General features: G+C 65.5%; 14 protein-coding genes. 7 read left to right on the forward strand and 7 right to left on the reverse strand.

From position 1 onward, the window contains the following. Positions 1-94 precede the first annotated feature (94 nt). Positions 95-625 carry a hypothetical protein gene (locus X265_RS30570; RefSeq protein ID WP_128968208.1) on the reverse strand — a complete coding sequence of 177 codons (531 nt, stop codon included), beginning with the start codon at positions 623-625 and terminating at the stop codon, positions 95-97. A 249-nt stretch (positions 626-874) separates the two neighbouring features. Next, the gene (locus tag X265_RS30575) at positions 875-3,217 is read right to left on the reverse strand and encodes a Tex family protein (RefSeq protein ID WP_164938866.1); all 2,343 of its coding nucleotides are present in this window, start codon (positions 3,215-3,217) and stop codon (positions 875-877) included. Positions 3,218-3,701: 484 nt separating this feature from the next. On the opposite strand from X265_RS30575, the gene atzD reads away from it, so the two are divergent. Both atzD and X265_RS30585 read left to right on the forward strand, forming a co-directional pair. Continuing rightward, complete coding sequence (gene atzD, locus X265_RS30580) at positions 3,702-4,814, forward strand: cyanuric acid amidohydrolase (RefSeq protein WP_128968210.1); 1,113 nt, start codon at positions 3,702-3,704, stop codon at positions 4,812-4,814. A gap of 106 nt (positions 4,815-4,920) precedes the next feature. After that, on the forward strand, positions 4,921-6,390 hold the full coding sequence (locus X265_RS30585) for an amidase (RefSeq protein WP_164938867.1): 1,470 nt from the start codon (positions 4,921-4,923) through the stop codon (positions 6,388-6,390). A gap of 42 nt (positions 6,391-6,432) precedes the next feature. On the opposite strand, the gene X265_RS30590 is transcribed toward X265_RS30585, so the two are convergent. Then, positions 6,433-6,753: a hypothetical protein gene (locus tag X265_RS30590; protein WP_128968211.1), complete on the reverse strand. Its 321-nt coding sequence runs from the start codon at positions 6,751-6,753 to the stop codon at positions 6,433-6,435. A 130-nt stretch (positions 6,754-6,883) separates the two neighbouring features. Between X265_RS30590 and X265_RS30595 the strand changes: the two genes are divergently transcribed. Then, a complete protein-coding gene (locus X265_RS30595) occupies positions 6,884-7,792 on the forward strand; it encodes a PaaI family thioesterase (RefSeq protein WP_128968212.1) in 909 nt (302 codons plus the stop codon). 94 nt (positions 7,793-7,886) lie between these two features. Further along, positions 7,887-8,252: a hypothetical protein gene (locus X265_RS30600; RefSeq protein ID WP_164938868.1), complete on the forward strand. Its 366-nt coding sequence runs from the start codon at positions 7,887-7,889 to the stop codon at positions 8,250-8,252. A 10-nt stretch (positions 8,253-8,262) separates the two neighbouring features. Here the strand turns inward: X265_RS30600 and X265_RS30605 are convergent, their stop codons facing one another. Continuing rightward, positions 8,263-8,895 carry a 2-dehydro-3-deoxy-6-phosphogalactonate aldolase gene (locus X265_RS30605; protein ID WP_128968213.1) on the reverse strand — a complete coding sequence of 211 codons (633 nt, stop codon included), beginning with the start codon at positions 8,893-8,895 and terminating at the stop codon, positions 8,263-8,265. A 13-nt stretch (positions 8,896-8,908) separates the two neighbouring features. Further along, positions 8,909-9,823, reverse strand: a complete 915-nt coding sequence (locus tag X265_RS30610; protein WP_128968214.1) for a 2-dehydro-3-deoxygalactonokinase — start codon at positions 9,821-9,823, stop codon at positions 8,909-8,911. Between the two features lie 218 nt (positions 9,824-10,041). On the opposite strand from X265_RS30610, the gene X265_RS30615 reads away from it, so the two are divergent. After that, positions 10,042-11,139, forward strand: a complete 1,098-nt coding sequence (locus X265_RS30615; protein WP_128968215.1) for an LLM class flavin-dependent oxidoreductase — start codon at positions 10,042-10,044, stop codon at positions 11,137-11,139. Positions 11,140-11,197: 58 nt separating this feature from the next. After that, on the forward strand, positions 11,198-11,752 hold the full coding sequence (locus X265_RS30620) for a flavin reductase family protein (protein WP_128968216.1): 555 nt from the start codon (positions 11,198-11,200) through the stop codon (positions 11,750-11,752). 172 nt (positions 11,753-11,924) lie between these two features. Here the strand turns inward: X265_RS30620 and X265_RS30625 are convergent, their stop codons facing one another. Next, positions 11,925-13,775 (reverse strand): sigma-54-dependent Fis family transcriptional regulator, encoded by a 1,851-nt coding sequence (locus tag X265_RS30625; RefSeq protein WP_164938869.1) that lies wholly within the window; start codon positions 13,773-13,775, stop codon positions 11,925-11,927. Positions 13,776-13,870: 95 nt separating this feature from the next. After that, positions 13,871-17,176, reverse strand: a complete 3,306-nt coding sequence (locus X265_RS30630) for an acetyl-CoA carboxylase family protein (RefSeq protein ID WP_128968218.1) — start codon at positions 17,174-17,176, stop codon at positions 13,871-13,873. Between the two features lie 355 nt (positions 17,177-17,531). Here X265_RS30630 and X265_RS30635 point away from each other — a divergent pair, with 355 nt between their 5' ends. After that, positions 17,532-18,989 carry an alginate export family protein gene (locus X265_RS30635; protein ID WP_164938870.1) on the forward strand — a complete coding sequence of 486 codons (1,458 nt, stop codon included), beginning with the start codon at positions 17,532-17,534 and terminating at the stop codon, positions 18,987-18,989. The last annotated feature ends 29 nt before the right edge of the window (positions 18,990-19,018 follow it).

Genomic DNA, 19,018 nt, shown 5'->3' on the forward strand with positions numbered 1-19,018 from the left:
AAACTCCGCGCGACGACCGCCACCAGATTATCCCGTTCCGGGGCTGAACGGAACCACCCGGTGGCGATCGCGACAATGGTGCGGACCGGCGATGCTAATACCAATTGTCCCCGCACACATTGACCCATTGCCATCCATAGGGCGTCCAGCTCCGGCGCCAGCAACCGTCGTCGTAGTAATTGGCGTAATAGAAGGGCGCGCCAAAGAAGGCGAACCGATGGAAGCGATGATGTCGGAAGAAGAAGGCGTGCCGGCCGATGAAGGGCCTGCCGTGCCAGCCTGTACCGGCAAACCGGGGACCGAAGGCTGCGCGGGTGGCGAGCGGAGCGCCGGCGAAACGCGGCCCGATTGCCGCATGGGCGAAACGTGCGCCGCCGAAGGCAGGTCCACCGAAGCCCGGTCCGCCGACATGGGCGAAGTGCGCGCCGCCCATGCCGCCGACATGCATGCCGCCACCGAAGCCACCGGCGTGCATGCCGCCGCCACCGAAGTGGCCACCACCGCCGAAGCCGCCGCCGCCATGACCGCCACCGCCGCCGCCACCTCTGGCGAGAACCGGCGAAGCGAGCGCCATCGCTGCGGCGATCGTCACCGCAGTGAGGCCTTTGAGAAGCCTGTTGTCCATCGAAGCATCCTCCGTGCCGCGGCGATATGCTGCCGCGCGAGGAGGATCAGAGAGGAAGCGGAAGGCGGCTTCAACTTACAAGCGCGCCAGATTCTGACGCGGAAGTTAGGGAGGGTTGCCCAGCTCTCTCCGCGTCATTGCGAGCGCAGCGAAGCAATCCAGGACTGTTTCCGCGGAGAAAGACTGGATTGCTTCGCTGCGCTCGCCATGACGATGTTGAGAGCGCGCGCTATGTCGGGCGGCTCACTTCTAGGCCCGCTTGCCGTTGTTCTTCTCCGCGGCGCGGCGCATCGCCTCGGCGAGCGCACCGCCACCGCCACCGCCGGAGGATTCCTGCTTGCGCGGGGCCGACGAGGTCATGCGGGCGGGGTTGCGAGAAGAATTGTCGCGCTGCATGCCGGGCGCGTCCTTCTTGGCGCCGACCTCGTCGTCGAGGCGGAGCGTCAATGAGATGCGCTTGCGGGCGACCTCGAAGTCCAGCACCTTGACCTTGACGATGTCGCCCGGCTTCACCACCTCGCGCGGGTCCTTGATGAAGGTCTTGGACATCGCCGAGATGTGCACGAGGCCGTCCTGGTGCACGCCGATATCGACGAAGGCGCCGAAGGCGGCGACGTTGGTGACGGTGCCCTCGAGGATCATGCCTTTCTGGAGATCCTTGATCTCCTCGACGCCTTCCTTGAACACCGCGGCCTTGAACGCCGGGCGCGGGTCGCGGCCAGGCTTTTCCAGTTCCTTCAAGATGTCGGTGACGGTCGGCAGACCGAAGGTCTCGTCGACGAAATCCTTCGGCTTCAGCGTACGCACGATCTCGCTCGAGCCGATCAGCGCCTTGATGTCGCTCTTGGTCGCCGCGAGAATCCGGCGCACCACCGGATAGGCTTCCGGATGCACGCCGGAGGCATCGAGCGGGTCCTCGCCGCCGAGGATGCGCAGGAAGCCGGCGCACTGCTCGAACGCCTTCGGTCCGAGCCGCGGCACCTCTTTCAGCGCCTTGCGCGACTTGAACGGGCCGTTGGCATCGCGATGGGCCACGATGCTCTGTGCAAGGCCCGAGCCAACGCCCGACACGCGGGCCAGCAGCGGAGCGGACGCCGTATTGACGTCAACGCCGACCGCGTTCACGCAATCTTCGACCACCGCATCAAGCGACTTCGCCAGTTTGGCCTGGCCGAGATCATGCTGATACTGGCCGACGCCGATCGCCTTGGGCTCGATCTTGACGAGCTCGGCGAGCGGATCCTGCAGACGGCGGGCGATCGAGACTGCGCCACGCAGCGTAACGTCGAGGCCCGGCAGCTCTTCCGATGCGAAAGCCGAGGCGGAATAGACCGACGCGCCGGCTTCCGACACCACGATCTTGGACATCTTCAGCTCTGGAAGGCCCTTAACCAGCTCGGTCGCGAGCTTGTCGGTCTCGCGCGAGGCGGTGCCGTTGCCGATCGCGATCAGCTCGACGCGATGCTTGATCGCCAGCCTTCCGAGCGTCGCCAGCGACTCATTCCACTGCCGTTGCGGCTCGTGCGGATAGATCGCTGTCGTGTCGACCACCTTGCCGGTGGCATCGACGACGGCGACCTTGACGCCGGTGCGGTAACCTGGATCGAGCCCCATGGTGACGCGGGTGCCGGCGGGCGCGGCCAGCAGGAGATCGCGCAGATTGGAAGCGAACACGCGCACGGCTTCGGTCTCGGCTGCGTTCCACAACCGCATGCGCAGGTCGATGTTGAGATGCACCTGGATCTTGGTGCGCCAGGCCCAGCGCACGGTGTCGATCAGCCAGCGGTCGCCGGGACGCTTGAGGTCGGCGATGCCGAACCGCTTCATGATCTTCAATTCATAGGCCCCCGGAACGCCTGCGGGCGGCGCTTCCTCGGCCTGGATCTGGAGATCGAGAATCTCCTCCTTTTCGCCGCGGAACATCGCGAGGATGCGGTGCGACGGCAGCTTGGTCAGGGGCTCCGAGAAATCGAAATAGTCGGCGAACTTCTCGCCCTCGGTCTTCTTGCCCTCGCGCACCTTGGAGGCCATGCGCGCATTGGTCCACATGTCCTCGCGCAAGGCGCCGATCAAGTCGGCGTCCTCGTCGAAGCGTTCGACCAGGATGGCGCGGGCGCCGTCGAGCGCGGCAGTCGCATCCGCAACGCCCTTCTCGGCGTTGATGAAGCCTTCGGCGACGACCTTCGGATCGTTACCGGGCTCGGCCATCAGCTTGACGGCGAGCGGCTCGAGGCCGGCCTCCTTGGCGACTTCCGCCTTGGTGCGGCGCTTCGGCTTGAACGGCAGATAGATGTCTTCCAGGCGCGCCTTGCTGTCCGCGGCGAGAATGGAGGCCTCCAGCGCGGCATCGAGCTTGCCCTGCTCGCGGACCGATTCGAGGATCGCCTTGCGGCGATCTTCGAGCTCGCGCAGGTACACCAGGCGTTCCTCCAGGGTCCGCAATTGCGCGTCGTCGAGCGCACCGGTCGCTTCCTTGCGGTAGCGGGCGATGAAGGGAACCGTGGCGCCGCCGTCGAGCAGCGTCACCGCCGCCTCAACCTGCTCCGCCCGTACCCCAAGCTCCTGCGCAATTTTCTGGTTGATATTTGCCACGCGAGATTTCCTCTGTCTTCCCAAGCACGCGACGCAGACCGGAATCCGGCCGCGGGACGCCGCTTATGGACCAACCGAGGTTGATTCATCAAGGTGCGCTACGCAACCGTCGACAGAGGATTTTTTGTCGGACCGATGCCATGTCGCCACAATCGTGGGGATGTCGGGGCGGGTCACGAAAGCGAGATTCGATGCATACTCCCTCCACTCGTCATTGCGAGCGCAGCGAAGCAATCCAGAATTCGTCCCGGAAAGACTCTGGATTGCTTCGCTGCGCTCGCAACGAGGGGGTATGTGGCAACAGCTCCCGCTTCAAGCTCACCTTCATCGGGCTCGCGCTTCGCGCGCCCCGGAATGACGATCGAGCGTTTTGCCCGGATTGCGCGGCGCTCCGTGCGGGCTACGGACGTCTCACACTTGACATCCATCCGCTTGCACGGCTGGTTGACCCTGCCGGACCACCGAACTGCCAGAAGGACACTCCATGCGCACCACATCGGTCGGCGTCTTCAAGATTGCCACCAAGGGCCCCGGCGACGTCTCCGGCCTGATGAGCCTGATCGGATCAGGCGCGGTCGATCCGGATTCGATCCTGGCGATTCTCGGCAAGACCGAAGGCAATGGCGGGGTCAACGATTTCACCCGGGAATATGCCGTCGCCGCGCTGTGCACGGCGCTGGCGCCAAAGCTCAGCCTGACGCCCCATGCGGTTGAGCAGCGCATCGCCTTCGTGATGTCCGGCGGTACCGAGGGCGTGCTCAGCCCGCACATCACGGTGTTCACGCGCCAGGAGATTCAACAGCGGCCGGCAGGCCTCTCCGGCAAGCGGCTGAGCATCGGCATGGCGCAGACTCGCGATTTCCTGCCCGAGGAACTCGGCCGCTCGGCGCAGATCACCGAGACGGCCGAGGCGGTGAAGGGTGCGATGGCGGATGCGGGCATCACTGACACCGCCGACGTCCATTTCGTCCAGATCAAATGTCCGCTGCTGACCAGCGAGCGTGTCGAGGCGGCCGCCGCGCGCGGCAGCAAGACCGCGACGACCAGCGCCTACAGCTCGATGGCCTATTCGCGCGGCGCATCCGCGCTCGGCGTTGCGGTCGCGCTCGGCGAAATCGCGCCTGACATCCGCGATGAAGACGTGCTGCGGCGCTACGATCTGTTCTCGAAGGTTGCGTCGACCTCGTCCGGGATCGAGCTGATGCACAACGTCGTCATCGTGCTCGGCAATTCGGAAGGCTCCGCGAGCGAATTCGAGATCGGACATGCCGTCATGAGCGATGCGATCGATGCTCCGGCCGTCATATCGGCATTGACGAGTGTCGGGCTTGGCGTCGCACCGCAAGTTGCCGCGAACCGCGAGCTCGTCAACATCTTCGCCAAGGCCGAGGCCTCCCCCGACGGCGCGGTGCGCGGCTTCCGCCACACCATGCTCGAGGACACCGACATCAGCGCGACGCGCCATGCCCGCGCCGCCGTCGGCGGCCTGATCGCCGGCCTTGCCGGCACCGGCGCGGTCTACGTTTCGGGCGGCGCCGAGCATCAGGGCCCGGCGGGCGGCGGACCGGTTGCGGTGATCGCGCGGCTCTCCGGTTAACGGGCCACCTCTCCGCCCGGCGCAACCCTGCCCCTCGCGGCGGCTCAGTTGATTCATGCCGGCCCTTGCGAAAAAGGTGACGCGACACCTCGAGGGACCTGACTTCATGACTTTGCCGATGAGCTGGAATGAATGGACGCAGCACGATGGCGTCGGCCTGGCGGCGCGCGTCCGCAAGGGCGAATTGACGGCCAAGGAATTGGCACGTCAGGCGGCCGCTGCCGTTGCCAAGGTCAATCCGACGCTGTCGGGCGTGGTCGAGCTGTTCGATGACGTGATCGCCGATCCTGCCAAGGACGGCGCCAATCTCGCCGGCCCATTCGCCGGGCTGCCCTTCCTGATGAAGGATCTGGGTCCGACCATGAAGGGTCGCCTGCAGGAGATGGGCTCACTGCTGATGCGCGGTAACCGCGCTGCGGCCGACACGTTCCTGACCGGTAAATTCCGCCAGGCCGGCCTCAATCTGATCGGGCGCACCACGACGCCGGAATTCGGCGTGTGCTCTTCGGCCGACAATCCCGCGGTCTACGTCACCCGCAATCCCTGGAATACCGACTACACCACCTGCGGCTCGTCGGCCGGAAGCGCCGCGATGGTCGCGGCCGGCGTAGTGCCGATCGCGCATGCGACCGACGGCGGCGGCTCGATCCGCATTCCCGCCGGCGTCAACGGCAATATCGGCCTGAAGGTGTCGCGCGGCGTATTCTCGCTGGCGCCGCACATGTCGGATCTCACCGGCCTCGTCTCGATCCAGGGCTGCCAGTCGCGCACGGTGCGCGACACAGCGGCCTTCGTCGACCATGCCCGAGGGCCCGCGCCCGGCGAGTTCATGCCGTTCTGGACCACGGCGCAGCCCTATTCCGAGATGATCAAGCGCGATCCCGGAAAGCTCCGCATCGCGCTGTCCCACACCTGGGGCGACTACACCGCGACGTCCGAGATCGCAGCCGAGCTGGCGAAGGCCGGACGCTTCCTCGAGGGCCTCGGCCACCACGTCGACTATGCCTTGCCGGAGCTCGACCTTCCGGCCGCGTTCGAGGCGCAGACCACCTGTTACATCTCGAATTTCGCGGTGGTGATCTCCAACATGCTGGCCGCGCGCGGGCTGGAAAAGCCGCCGGAAGATCTGATCGAGCCCATGAACATCCGGATCTGGGAAGCCGGACGCCACACCAGCTTCGCCGAACGCGCCAAGATGCAGGGCGTGTTCAACACGACCTCGCGCGGCTTCGGCAGCTTCTTCGAGCAGTGGGACGTGATCCTGACGCCGATCACCGCGCTGCCGACGCCGAAGGTCGGCACGAAGCAATACCTCACGATCTCCGACAATCCTGACGTGCGCGATTGGTTCGACAATCTCTGGCGCTTCTTCGCCTTCACGCCGCTCGCCAATCTCTGCGGCATGCCGGCGATCTCGATGCCGATGGCAGCGCAAGAGCACGGCCTTCCGCTCGGCATCCAGGCGATCGCCAAGCAGGCCAATGACGGCCTCTTGCTGCAACTCGCCGCCCAGATCGAGCGCGCGCTGGACGGCAAGTGGAACGGCGGCAGGAAGCCGAAGGTGCATGTCGGCTGATTAGAAGCGATCGCATTCGAATGCGATCGCTTCTCTGAGGCGTCAATTCTTCACGGCCGGAATGTCTTCCAGCGGCGGCTGCTCCTGACCCTGCTTGTACATCGCCAGCGCCTTGTCGAGCGCTTCGCGCAGCGCCAGAGCGGCGGCAACGCTGCAGCGCAAGTGCGCGGTCTGGACCACGTCGACCCTGACGGCGGCGCCGACCGGCATCAGGAGGTTCGCGGCGAGCTCGATCTGGATCGCGCCGTTGTGGTGGCCGAAGCAGGATGCACCGTCGAAATAGATGATCGGCGCCCGTTCCGAGCTCGAGCTGGAAATGGTGACGGGCCCCGGATTGGTGACGGGTGTTTCGGGGTCGGCCATGGGATACTCCTCGCGGGCGATGGGACGCCCACCATCGTTGCTTCGGCCGGCTGTGTCGAGGCCAAACCGGCATTGCAGGGCCGCCGTGCGAGGTTTTGCGCCGCCCCCGACACTGGTCTAGAACGTCGTCATGCCCAGCTCATCCACCACGCTTTCCTTCGAGGAACTCGCCGAGGCCATCAAGGGCCGCCGTTCCGATTACGGCCATATCAGCGGGCTCCAGCTCGACCGCTTCGCGCCGGGCGAGGCGTGGTCGAGCCTGCCCTATCGTCCCGTCTTCGTCGGCGACACCGAAACCGGCGTGCTGCATGGCGGCGTCGTCACCGCCATGCTGGACGAGAGCTGCGGCATGGCGGTGCAGCTCGCGCTCGACGGCACCAGCGCGATCGCAACGCTCGACCTGCGCATCGACTACCAGAAGCCGGCGACTCCAGGCCTCGCCATCAAGGCGCATTCGGTGTGCTACCGCACCACCCGCTCGATCGCCTTCGTGCGCTCCACCGCCTACCAGGACTCCGAGCACGATCCGGTGGCGACCGCAACTGCCTGCTTCATGATCGGCGCCAACCGCACCAACATGCTGGCGGACCGCAAGATGGATTCGCGCAGCCTTCCGACGCTGGAAGCGCCTGACGATCCGGACGGCCCGTTCGCCACCAGCCCGTTCGCGCGCGCCCTCGGCATTCGGGTCAACGACGACGGCACGCTGACGATGCCGCTCTCGCCGAAGGTCATCGGCAACCCGATCCTGCCCGCCATCCACGGCGGCATGACCGGCGCGTTCCTCGAGACCACGGCGATCCTCGGCGTGCGGCGCGAACTCGGCATCGTGGCGCTGCCGAAGCCCATTGGGCTCACCATCAACTACTTACGCTCCGGCCGGGCGCTGGACACAATCGCCAATGTCTCGATCGTGAAGCAGGGCCGGCGTATCGTGGCCTTCGAAGCGCGAGCCTGGCAGGACGATCCGGGCAAGCCGATCGCCTCCGCTTTCGGTCATTTCATGCTGCGGCCGACGCCGGGAAGTGACGAGGAATAGGCGTAATTTACTTGACGGAAGCGCCTTGACGTCGAAGGCTCGGTGTCGAAGGCTTGAGCTCCCACGATAGCGCCTTCCAGCAAGAGGTATTGGGTTGCGGCATCCGATTGACATCATCGCCATGTTTGCCGCCATCTGGCTGCTGGCCTCGATGGTGCTCGACGCGGTGACGCCGAAGGAGCTGACGGCGGTCCTGATCGCGATCGCGCTCGCGCCCGCGGTGGTCATCACCGCGGTATTCTACTATCTGCGCTGTCCGCGCACCGATTTCGCGGTGATCTTCGCAGCGCTGTGGCTGATCTCCGACATCGCCATCGCCTTCATCTCGCCGAAGGAGCTGCCGCACTGGCTGATCGGGCTCGGCTTCGTGCCGGCGGCGCTGATCGGCATCGTGCTGCACTGGCAACGCTTCCAGCGCCGCCACGAGCGGCTGCCCGTGCCGTCGACGAAGCGCGGCTAAGGCCAGGCAATCAGCCGCTTTGAACCGCGAGATCGTAGGCATCGATCGTCACCTTTGCGCGCGTGGCGACATCGGTGGCGGACATGCCGGGCTTGTAGAGGCTCGAGCCGAGCCCAAAGGCAGAGACGCCGCCCTTGATGTATTCAGCAAAGTTCTGGTCGGAGACGCCGCCGACGGCGGCGATCATCACGCCCGCGGGCAACACGGCGCGGATCGCGGCAATGCCGGATGCGCCGAGCACGCTTGCCGGAAAGAACTTCAAGCCGGATGCGCCGGAGCGCGCGGCGAGCAAGGCCTCGGTCGGCGAGAACACACCGGGCAGCGTCACCATGCCGTGCTGATGCGCGCGCGCCAGCACGTCGGTGTCGACATTCGGCGAGACCATGAGCATGCCGCCGACATCGTTGAGGCGATCGACATCTGCGGCTGACAGCACCGTGCCGGCGCCGATCAGCACGCCTGAAGGGGCCAGCTTCGCCGCAAGGCCGATCGAGCGGAATGGATCCGGCGAGTTCAAGGGTATTTCGATCGCGGTCATGCCGGCCTCGATCAGCACGCCGACGATAGCTTCGGACTCCTCGGGCTTGACGCCACGGAGGATCGCGACCAGAGGCCGCTTCATCGGCGGGAAGGGAACGCTCATCTCAAGTATCCTTCTACTCCGTCCAGATCGCCGCCGCCGCCATGGACAGGCCGCGACGCACCGCTTCATCGGCATCGATCGGATTCACGTTGACCGACAACGCATCGAAAGCCTGACGATACAATGCAGCGAGCCGGCCCGACGCAATCAGCGTGATGCCAGCTTTCGGCACGCTGCCGGAAAGTCCTGCCGCGAGCTCCGTGCCGATCAACGTGCCCGACAATGTCGCGCGCGCGGCAGCCGGCGTGCCGCCGAATAGCAGCTGGCGCGACCGCGCTGTGAACAGCAAATTCGCGGCGAAGGCCGGCGCATCGAAGGCGGCTTTCACCGCCGCCTTGAAGCTCGCGATATCCTCGGCCTCGTCGGCGCCGGCGACCGCGAGCGCCAAGATCGTCTCGCGCGACACGACGCTGAACAGCTCGCCGGTCATGAACGTCGCGAAATGCTCGACAATGCTGTCCTTCACGCGCACCCATTTCGAATGCGTGCCGGGCATGCAGACCAGCGCCTCGCCCGCGGCACCGAGTCCGAGCGCGCCGAGCAATTGCGTCTCCTCGCCGCGCATCACGTCCGGAGCCTTCATGTCGCGCTGCGCGATGCCCGGCAGGATGCGGATGTCGCGCACCTCGCCGGGCACCCGTGCGGCCTGCTTCAGAACCGCGGACAAGGGCGCCGGCGTGTCGACATAGCCGGCCTCGACCCAGCCGGTCTTTGCCCCGGCCATGCCGCAGACCAGGACGGGCAGATCAGCAGGCGCCTCGACGGCCGCAAGATGCGATCGCAGCACGCCTGCAAACCCCGCCTTGGCCGCGGCCAACATGCCCTCGCCGCTGCGACGCTCGGCCAGCACGTTCCCCGCGCGATCGACCAGCCAGAGCCGGAAACTGCTGGTGCCCCAGTCCACCGCGACGTTTGCGGGTTCGGTCATGTCACGCCTATCCTCGTCTCACCGGCAAGACGCCGTCTCACGACATCGAGACGGTGCCTTGCAAATCTGCCTCGGGATATCGGCAATTGCCGCGACAAACCAGCCTTTTCTCGCGAGCTCCGAGCCGCGAAGCGCGCTGGCACACCGCTTGCTGAAGCTGTTCCTGTTCAAGCCAGAGAACGCGCAGCAAGACGCGTCAACATCAGATGAGGAACCCCATGGAGATCGGCTATTTCACGATGCCTTCACATCCGCCGGAGTGCGGCCTGAAGGAAGGACATGATTGGGACCTGCAGGTCCTGCGCTGGCTCGACGAACTCGGCTATCAGGAAGCCTGGATCGGTGAGCACCACACTGCGCCCTGGGAACCCAATCCCACGCCTGATCTCTTGATTGCGCAGGCGCTGATGCAGACCAAGCGCCTGCGCATCGGGCCAGGCGGCTTCCTGCTGCCCTATCATCATCCGGCCGAACTCGCCAACCGCGTCGCGATGCTGGACCATCTCTCCGAGGGTCGGCTCAATTTCGGCGTCGCGGCGAGCGGCCTGCCGAGCGACTGGGCGATGTTCAACGTCGACGGCATGAGCGGCCAGAACCGCGACATGACCCGCGAGGCGCTGGAGATCATCCTGAAGCTATGGACCGAGCCGGCACCGTTCACCCACAAGGGCAAATTCTGGACGGTGAGCAAGCCGGACACCATGTTCGATTTCCTCAAGCCTCACATCAAGCCGTTGCAGGCGCCGCATCCGCCGATCGGCGTCGCAGGCTTGTCCAAGAACTCGGACACCTTGAAGCTTGCGGGCGAGCGCGGCTTCATTCCGATGAGCCTCAATCTCAACCCGGCCTATGTCTCCAGTCATTGGGATTCGGTCGAGATTGGCGCTGCGAAAACAGGCCGCAAGCCGAACCGGCAGGACTGGCGGCTGGTGCGCGAGGTGTTCGTCGCCGACACGGACGAGGAAGCCTGGAAGCTCTCGACCGGCGACATGATGGGCCGGATGATGAGCGAGTACTTCCTGCCGCTGCTCGGCCATTTCGGCTTCAAGGATTATCTGAAGCACGCCCCCGACGTGCCGGACAGCGACGTCACGGTCGAATATTGCGCCAAGCGGAACTGGATCGTCGGCTCGCCGGCGACCGTCGCCGAGAAGATCGAGAAGATCTACGACGAGGTCGGCGGCTTCGGCGTGCTCTGCGTGTTCGGCTTCGACTACAAGCACAAGCCGGAAGCCTGGCACCGCTCGCTCGCGCTGCTCAAGAACGAGGTGATGCCGCGCCTGAAGCATCTCGGCTCCGCGAAGAAGGCAGCTTGACCTGACACGGGTGCGGCGCGAACGTGTCGCACCCGCTACTATTTTCGGAGATGTCCGCGTGACCGTCGACGCCAAAGAGTTCAAGCAGGCGATGCGCCAATGTGCCGGCGCGGTCGCGCTGGTCACTGTCGGCGCCGAGCATGGCAAGCGCACCGGGCTCACGGTGACGTCGGCCTGCTCGCTCTCGGACAATCCGCCCTCGCTGATCGTCTGCGTCAACCGCAATGCCAGCGCTCACGCCCGCATCCGCGAGGAAGGCGCGTTCGCGATCAACTTCCTGCACGAGGATCACGCGCTGCTGGCGCTGACCTTCAGCGGCCAGAAGGGCGTCAATGGCGATGACCGGTTTGCGTTCGGCCAATGGACGCGCGGCGTCACGGGCGCGCCGGTTCTGACCGACGCCGTCGCCGCGTTCGATTGCGCGCTGGCGCAGGAGTTCGAGACCGGGACGCATTCGATCTTCGTCGGCGAAGTGCGTCGTGCGACGCATTCGGCCGCGGCGGCGCCGCTGGTGTATTTGCGCAGCAGTTTCCACACGCCGCAGGAAATCCGCGAGACTGTTTCAGTCGGCGATCTCGATTCACGGCATTTGAGCTGGACGGATTTTTCGTAAACAGCGCCCCCCGCCGCGAATACAGTATCGTAGAGTGGGCAAAGCGAAGCGTGCCCACGCACGTCAACACTCGGTTAGAGATGGTGGGCACGGCGCAAGTGCGCCTTTGCCCACCTTACGATTCCGGGCCGGCGGAGAGATACCCTTTCCCATCGCCGCTTGCGATTGAGCCCTATTGCGCGGTGTCGATCTTCAGCTGCTTGATCTTCCGATACAGCGTCGCGCGGCTGAGCTTTAACGCGCGGGCAGCCTCCGTGACGCGGCCGCCGTTCTTGCGCAGCGCCTCAATGATCGCTGCGCGTTCGGCCGCTTCGAGATCAATCTCCGTTGTCCGCCCACCGAACGGCGGAAGATCGAGATCGGCGTCCATGATGACGCCATCCTCGGCCGTGCAGCCGGCCAGCCGCAGCGCGTGGCGAAGCTGGCGCATGTTGCCGGGAAACGGATAGGCCACCAACTGCGCCCAAGCCTCCTGCGAGAGCCGGCAGTTCGGCGCCTCCTCGCGGGCAACCTGCCGGATGATGTCATCGCGGTCGACGCGCTCGCGCAAGGCGGGCAGCCGCACTTCCATGCCGCGCAGGCGGAAATAGAGGTCGGCGCGGAAAGCCCCTTCCTCCGCCATGCGGCCGAGGTCGCGATGGGTGGCACTGATCAGGCGGATGTCGACGGCGACGGGCTTGAGCGAACCGAGCGGCCAGACCTCGCGATTCTCCAGCACGCGCAGGAGCCGCGTCTGCAAGCCGATCGGCATGTCGCCGATCTCGTCGAGAAACAGCGTGCCACCGTCCGCCTGCACGATCAGGCCCTTCGAGCCGTCGCGGCGCGCGCCGGTGAAAGCGCCGGCTTCGTAACCAAACAGCTCGGCGTCGATCAGGCTCTCGGGCATCGCCGCGCAATTCAGCGCGACGTAGTTGCTGCGGGCGCGGTTGCTCGCGGCATGAATCGCGCGGGCGAACACGTCCTTGCCGACGCCGGTCTCGCCATGCAGCAGCACCGGCAGATTGTGATCGCCGATGCTCCGGAGGCGCTTCACGCTCCTGATCAGACCGGGGTCGCGGCCGGCGAGCCGGTGCAGGGCATCGAAGCGATCGACGGGCGCATCACGACGTAACGCCGCAGCCTTTGCGCACAGCGGCGGGGCGACATGGCTCTGGCCCAATGGACGCCCATCGGCGCGGCGCATCTCGAGGATGTCGTCGGCATGGTGCGAATGGTCGAGCTTGATGTAGCGCGACAGATCGATACCTGAGGCGATCAGGCCGTCGGTGAGGCCGAGAAGCGCCCGCGCCGAGCGGCAGGCGCCGACGATGCGGCGGTCCTCGTCATAGGCGAGCAGGCCGCTGCCGCCATCGCCTGGCACGGTGGCGATCCAGGCGTTGCGGAAATGGTCGCGGAAGATCGCGCCCTCCATCCGCCGTGTCGCCTCCATCGTCACCGCCAGCGCAAGCTGATGCGCGGCCCGTTCGAGGTCCTCGCGGCAGGAGGTGATGTTGATCGCGCCGGCGAGACGGCCGTCGTGGTCGAACAGCGGCGCCACGGCGCAGGAGAACATGTGCCATTGCGCGCGGAAATGCTCGTCGCGATGCACCAGGATCGGCTTCTGCTCGGCGAGCGCGGTACCAAGTCCGTTGGTGCCCTCGAAGGTCTCGGCGAAATTCGAGCCGGTGTAGATCTTCCAGTCCAGAAACATCCGCGCGTCGGCCTCGCCCGGGAGACGGCTGAACAGCATGGTCGCGTTCGCGTCAGCCAGATTGACGCAATAGCCCGCATCGCGCAGCACGCGGGCGAGATCGTCGAGCTCGGGCGTGAGCAGCCGGATGGTCTCTTCCAGGGGCTCGGCGACGTGACGGATCTCGGCCTCGGTGAGGGTCTGCGGCGGACCCTGGCGGGCGGGGTCGAGCTTGTGGCTGATCAGGCAGCGCCGCCAGGAGTTTTCGATGCGCGAGGAGGTGTCGACGTCGGCCACATGATTGGCCACGGACATGACGCGGGCGACATGGTTCGAGGCCGAAAGGCTGGCCATCGCGGACGTCTCCACCCTGTATTATTGTGCAAAGTCTGGCACCTCAGGCTGGGATGTCAATCGGGAACCGGGATGCAGCTATTGCTGCACTGCCCTCACCACGTGTCGATACAAGGCCGCTTCTTCTCCGTCCTCGCCGGCGGCTTGGGCACCGACCGCAGCCCCGCGATGATCCAGCGCCGCGTCTCGGCGGGGTCGATGACGTTGTCGATCTCGAAGACCGAGGCGATCGAGACCGCCTTGCCGTTGGCATAGAGTTCGGCGACCTTGTTGCGGTAGTAGGTCTCGCGCTCCTCGGGATCAGTGATCGCTTCCATCTCCTTACGAAAGCCGAGACGGACATAGCCTTCCAGACCCATGCCGCCGAACTCCCCGGTCGGCCAGGCCGCGGTGAAGAACGAGGCGTGAAAGCCGCCGCCAATCATCGACTGTGCCCCCAAACCATAGCCCTTGCGCAGCACAATGCCGAACAAGGGCACGGTGAGACTGGCGCCTGTCACGAACATGCGCGAGACGTGGCGCACGATCGCGGTCTTCTCGGCCTCCGGGCCGACCATGAAGCCGGGCGTGTCGCAGAGCGAGACGACAGGCAGATCGAAAGCGTCGCAGAGCTGGAGGAAGCGCGCGGCCTTGTCGCCGGCATCGGCATCGATGGCGCCGCCCAGATGTCGCGGATTGTTGGCGATCAGGCCGAACGGCTTGCCTTCGATGCGGATCAGCGCGGTGATCATGCCGACGCCATAGTCGCGGCGCAGCTCCAGCACGCTGTTCTTGTCGGCGACGAGATCGATCACACCGCGGATGTCGTAGACGCGCAGCCGGTTCTCGGGGATGGCACGACGCAGCAGCCGCTGGTCGGCGGCCTCCCACTCCGTCACCGCGCCCTGGAAATAGGACAGATATTTCTGCGCAACCGATGTAGCTTCTTCCTCGTCCTCGACCAGGATGTCGATCACGCCGTTCGGCGATTGGAACGAGACAGGGCCGACTTCCGCCGGGTGATAGACGCCGAGACCGCCGCCTTCGATCATGGCCGGGCCACCCATGCCAATCGAGGCATTCTTGGTGGCGATGATGACGTCGCAGCAGCCGAGCATTGCGGCGTTGCCGGCGAAGCAATAGCCTGAGACGACTCCGATGACAGGCACGAGGCCGGAAAGCCTTGCGAACTGCACGAAGGACGGGCCGTCGAGGCCGGTCATGCCGAGCCGGTCGGTGTCGCCGGGCCGGCCGCCGCCGCCTTCGGCGTAAAACACCAGTGGCACGCGCCAGTCTTCTGCAAGCGTGAGCATGCGGTCGATCTTCTTGTGGTTCATGTGGCCCTGCGTGCCCGCGAGCACGGTGTAGTCATAGGCCACGACGATGCAGCGCGCGGCGTCCGCGCCGAACTTTTCGGCGTTGACGGTGGCAACGCCCATCACGAGGCCGTCGGCCGGCGTGTTCTTGATGAGATCGTCGAGTTTGCGTCGGCGGCGCTGGGCAGCGATGGCGAGGCTGCCATATTCCATGAACGAGCCGTCGTCGACGAGCTGGGCGACGTTCTCGCGCGCGGTACGCTGATTGGTGTTACGGCGGCGCTCGACCGCGGCCGGCCGATTTTGATCGAGCGTGTTGGCCTGGCGCGCGGTCAGTTCGGCGAGATCGGGACGGATGTGATCGAGATCGACATCGGCTTCCGCTGCCGATGCGTCGGCGGCAACATCAAGCGGCTCAAGATAGAGGATCGGCTCGCCATGCAGCAGCGTGACGCCGTCACCGGCGGTCAGCTTCATGACACGGCCGCCCTGCTCAGCCATGACGAGATGCTCCATCTTCATGGATTCGATCACGGCGAGCTGCTGGCCCGGACGGACGACCTCGCCCTCCCTCACCTGAATGGTGACGATGGTGCCCTGCAACGGGGCCGCGACCATCACGGCACCTTCAGGCACGGCTTCCACAACGTGCGTCTCGGCGGTGTGTGTGCCTCTGTGCTCGGTCGCGGCAAAGTAGAGCGGCTTGGCTGCACCGTCCGCCGACTCGACCAGCTTGGCGATGTTGCGATCGATGAAATCGGTCGCGATGCGGTTGGTCCTGAAATCGGGATGCGCCAGCACGGCCTGGAGGAAGGCGATGTTGGTGACGACGCCCTCGATGCGGAATTCGCGCAGGGCACGCGAGGTCTTGGCGACGATATCATGCCAGCCTTCACCCGGCGTATGAACGATGACCTTGGCCAGCAAGGAGTCGAACGCCGCGCTGGTCTTGTAACCGGCATACCCAAAGCTATCGACGCGGACGCCGGGGCCGGACGGCGGCTCGAACACGGCGAGCACGCCGCCGGTCGGATGCGTCGCGCCTGACACGTCAAGCGTCTCCATGTTGACGCGCAGTTGCATGGCATAGCCGCGCGGTCTTGGGATCGACGCCTGCGCCAGACCGAGCGAATCGAGTGTCGCGCCTGATGCGACCGCGAGCTGGGCGCGAACGAGATCAAGTCCGAGCACCTCCTCTGTCACGGTATGCTCGACCTGGAGCCGCGGATTGGCCTCGATGAAGGCAAAGCTGTCCTCGGCGGAGCCGTCGACCAGGAACTCGAAGGTCCCCAGATTGTCGTAAGCCGCAGCCGCGGCGAGCTGCTTCGCGCTCTCGATGATGCGACCGCGCAAGCCATCGCTCAGCGAGGGGCTCGGCGCCACCTCGATCAGCTTCTGGTGCCGGCGCTGGATGGTGCATTCGCGCTCCCAGAGATGCGAGATCGCCCGGTGATGATCGCCGATGATCTGCACCTCGATGTGGCGCGCCTGTCGGATCAGCCGCTCGGCATAGACACCGTCGAAGCCGAACGCCGCCTTGGCCTCGGATTGGCAGCGCGCATAGGCTTCCGCAAGATCGTTCGCATTCTCCACCACCCGCATGCCGCGGCCGCCGCCGCCGGCCATCGCCTTGATCACGATTGCCGCGCTGCTGCCCAGCGAGTTGAAGAACGACGTGATCTCATCGAGCGACGACGGCCCGCTGGTGCCGGCGATCACAGGCACGCCGCAACGCTTCGCGAGTTGCCGGGCCGCGACCTTGTCCCCGAACAGTTCGAGCGCGGCCGGCTTCGGTCCGACGAAGACAAGGCCCGCATCCGCACAGGCCTTGGCAAACGCCGCGTTCTCGCTGAGGAAGCCATAACCGGGATGCACTGCATCGCAACCGGCACTCGTCGCCGCCTTTACCACAGCTTCGATGTCGAGATAGGCGCGCGCGCCGCGGCCGGGAATTTCGAGCGCCTCATCGGCTACACGCACGTGCAGTGAGAGCGCGTCGTCGGCGGGATGGATCGCAACCGTCGCGATGCCGGCATCGGCCGCGGCACGCGCGACGCGGATGGCGATCTCGCCGCGATTGGCGATCAGCAGCTTAGAGAACGACATTCGGAGATCTCCATGGCCCGCGTGGCGGATCGACGGGTTCGATTGTCCTGCTTCTGCACTTTAGTGCCAGACGTCAAGGGCAACAAAGCCGGTCGCAAGCGGCGGCTCCCGCGAGCCGGAATATCCGCGTGCCGACCAGGACTGCGCGGAAGCTACGACCAAGATCGCGATTGCAGTTCGTGCTGGGGATGCTCTGTTCCCAGAAAAAATTGAGCGAGGGATCGTGGTGCCGCATAAGTTGGATGGCGGCGCAGCGGGGGCGTTGATGGTTGCGTTGCAGTGTCGAAGACGGATCACGTGCGGGCCCGGCGGATCGAAATCACCGGGGTTCGCGAAGCTGCACCCCGAGAGCAGCGTGCCGTGTCGCGGCATCGCGCGCCGTCTCGCAGTCGGACTTATCGGTTCGGCAATATTGTTCGCCTCACTCGCGGTGCCCGCCCGCGCGCAGGACGAAGAGGACGACGAAGCCGTCGAGGTCTCCGCCGCCCAAGCAAAGCCATTCCGTCTCTATCGCTGGCAGGAGGACTACTCCTATCTCGCGAACAAGCGGCAACGCGATGCCTGGGAGCAGATCAAATACATTCCGCTGCCGGGCTTGCCAGGCAGCTGGCTCTCGCTTGGCGGCGAAGCGCGCTACCGGCTCGACGGCTACAGCCCCTATCTGTTCGGGATAGGGAAGAGCGGATTTGACTGGGCATCGAACCAGGAGCGGCTGTTGCTCGATTTCGATCTTCACATCGGGCAGGTGTTCCGGACCTTCGTCCAGTTCGATACTTCTCATGAGGGCGGTCGCCCGGTGCAGCGCGCCTACGACCAGAGCGCGCCGGACCTGCGCCAGGGTTTCGTGGACGTCGTCCTGCCGATGGCAGGCGGCAACTTCATGGTGCGGAGCGGACGCGAAGAGCTCTATCTCGGCGATTCCCGCTGGCTGTCGGTCCGCGATCCCACCAATATCAGGCGATCGTTCGACGGCTTCCTTGCCGAGTACAACGATCGCATGCTGACCTTGCGCGCCTTCGCCGCGCATCCCGTCAACATCCTGCCCGGCAGTTTCGACGACGCCACCTTGAACAGCGAATATTTTCGCGGCGGCTACGCCGCGGTGCGCAGCCCGTTCGGAATTCCGATGGCGGTCGATGCTTACGTGTATGGCCGGCAGCAGGCCAGCGTGACCTACGCGCGGGGAACGGCGGCCGAGGATCGCTGGAGCGGAGGCGCCCGGATCGCGTCCAGTGTCCGGGGTTTTGAGCTGATCGGCGAGGCAACCTACCAGTGGGGCTCGTTCGGCTCGGCAGCCATCTCCGCCTATGGCGCATTCGGCGATGTCGGCTACCGCTTTGCACCGCGCGACTTTCTCCGCCGCAAAGTCACGCCCAAGCTGGGGGTTCGCGCGCATTACGCCTCCGGCGACGACAATCTCAACAGCGGCGCATTTCACAACTTCACCGGCGCCTATCCGGCGGCCAGCGTGATCTCCGAAATGTCGCTGCTCTCGGTCTCGAATGCGACCAACATCCAGCCCTACGCGCAGATGCTGATCGCCCCGGGTCTCGTGCTCGGAGCGAACTGGAATTTCGTTCGCAAGGTCGCCGTGGCCGATTCCGTCTATGGTCCGATCGGAACGCTGATCACCGCAAAGGGCTCGAAGGCGCTTGACGTGGCGCAGATCGGCCAGGTCGACATGACCTGGGAGGCCAACCGCTTCCTCCAATTGCACGCGCTCTATGCGCACATCTATGCCGGCCAGTACATCCGTGACGCCGGCGGCCGCAGTTTCGACTACTACCGGCTTCAGGCGATGTGGCGGTGGTGAGGGCCCGCGCCAAGAGATTTCCTCCCCTT

The sequence above is a fragment of the Bradyrhizobium guangdongense genome (assembly GCF_004114975.1).
Lineage (GTDB): Bacteria > Pseudomonadota > Alphaproteobacteria > Rhizobiales > Xanthobacteraceae > Bradyrhizobium > Bradyrhizobium guangdongense.

Coding starts and splice junctions, on each gene's coding strand:
- X265_RS30570 (WP_128968208.1), bottom strand. CDS start 625: ATGGACAACAGGCTTCTCAAAGGCCTCACTGCGGTGACGATCGCCGCA.
- atzD (WP_128968210.1), top strand. CDS start 3,702: ATGCGCACCACATCGGTCGGCGTCTTCAAGATTGCCACCAAGGGCCCC.
- X265_RS30585 (WP_164938867.1), top strand. CDS start 4,921: ATGACTTTGCCGATGAGCTGGAATGAATGGACGCAGCACGATGGCGTC.
- X265_RS30590 (WP_128968211.1), bottom strand. CDS start 6,753: ATGGCCGACCCCGAAACACCCGTCACCAATCCGGGGCCCGTCACCATT.
- X265_RS30595 (WP_128968212.1), top strand. CDS start 6,884: ATGCCCAGCTCATCCACCACGCTTTCCTTCGAGGAACTCGCCGAGGCC.
- X265_RS30605 (WP_128968213.1), bottom strand. CDS start 8,895: ATGAGCGTTCCCTTCCCGCCGATGAAGCGGCCTCTGGTCGCGATCCTC.
- X265_RS30610 (WP_128968214.1), bottom strand. CDS start 9,823: ATGACCGAACCCGCAAACGTCGCGGTGGACTGGGGCACCAGCAGTTTC.
- X265_RS30615 (WP_128968215.1), top strand. CDS start 10,042: ATGGAGATCGGCTATTTCACGATGCCTTCACATCCGCCGGAGTGCGGC.
- X265_RS30625 (WP_164938869.1), bottom strand. CDS start 13,775: ATGGCCAGCCTTTCGGCCTCGAACCATGTCGCCCGCGTCATGTCCGTG.
- X265_RS30630 (WP_128968218.1), bottom strand. CDS start 17,176: ATGTCGTTCTCTAAGCTGCTGATCGCCAATCGCGGCGAGATCGCCATC.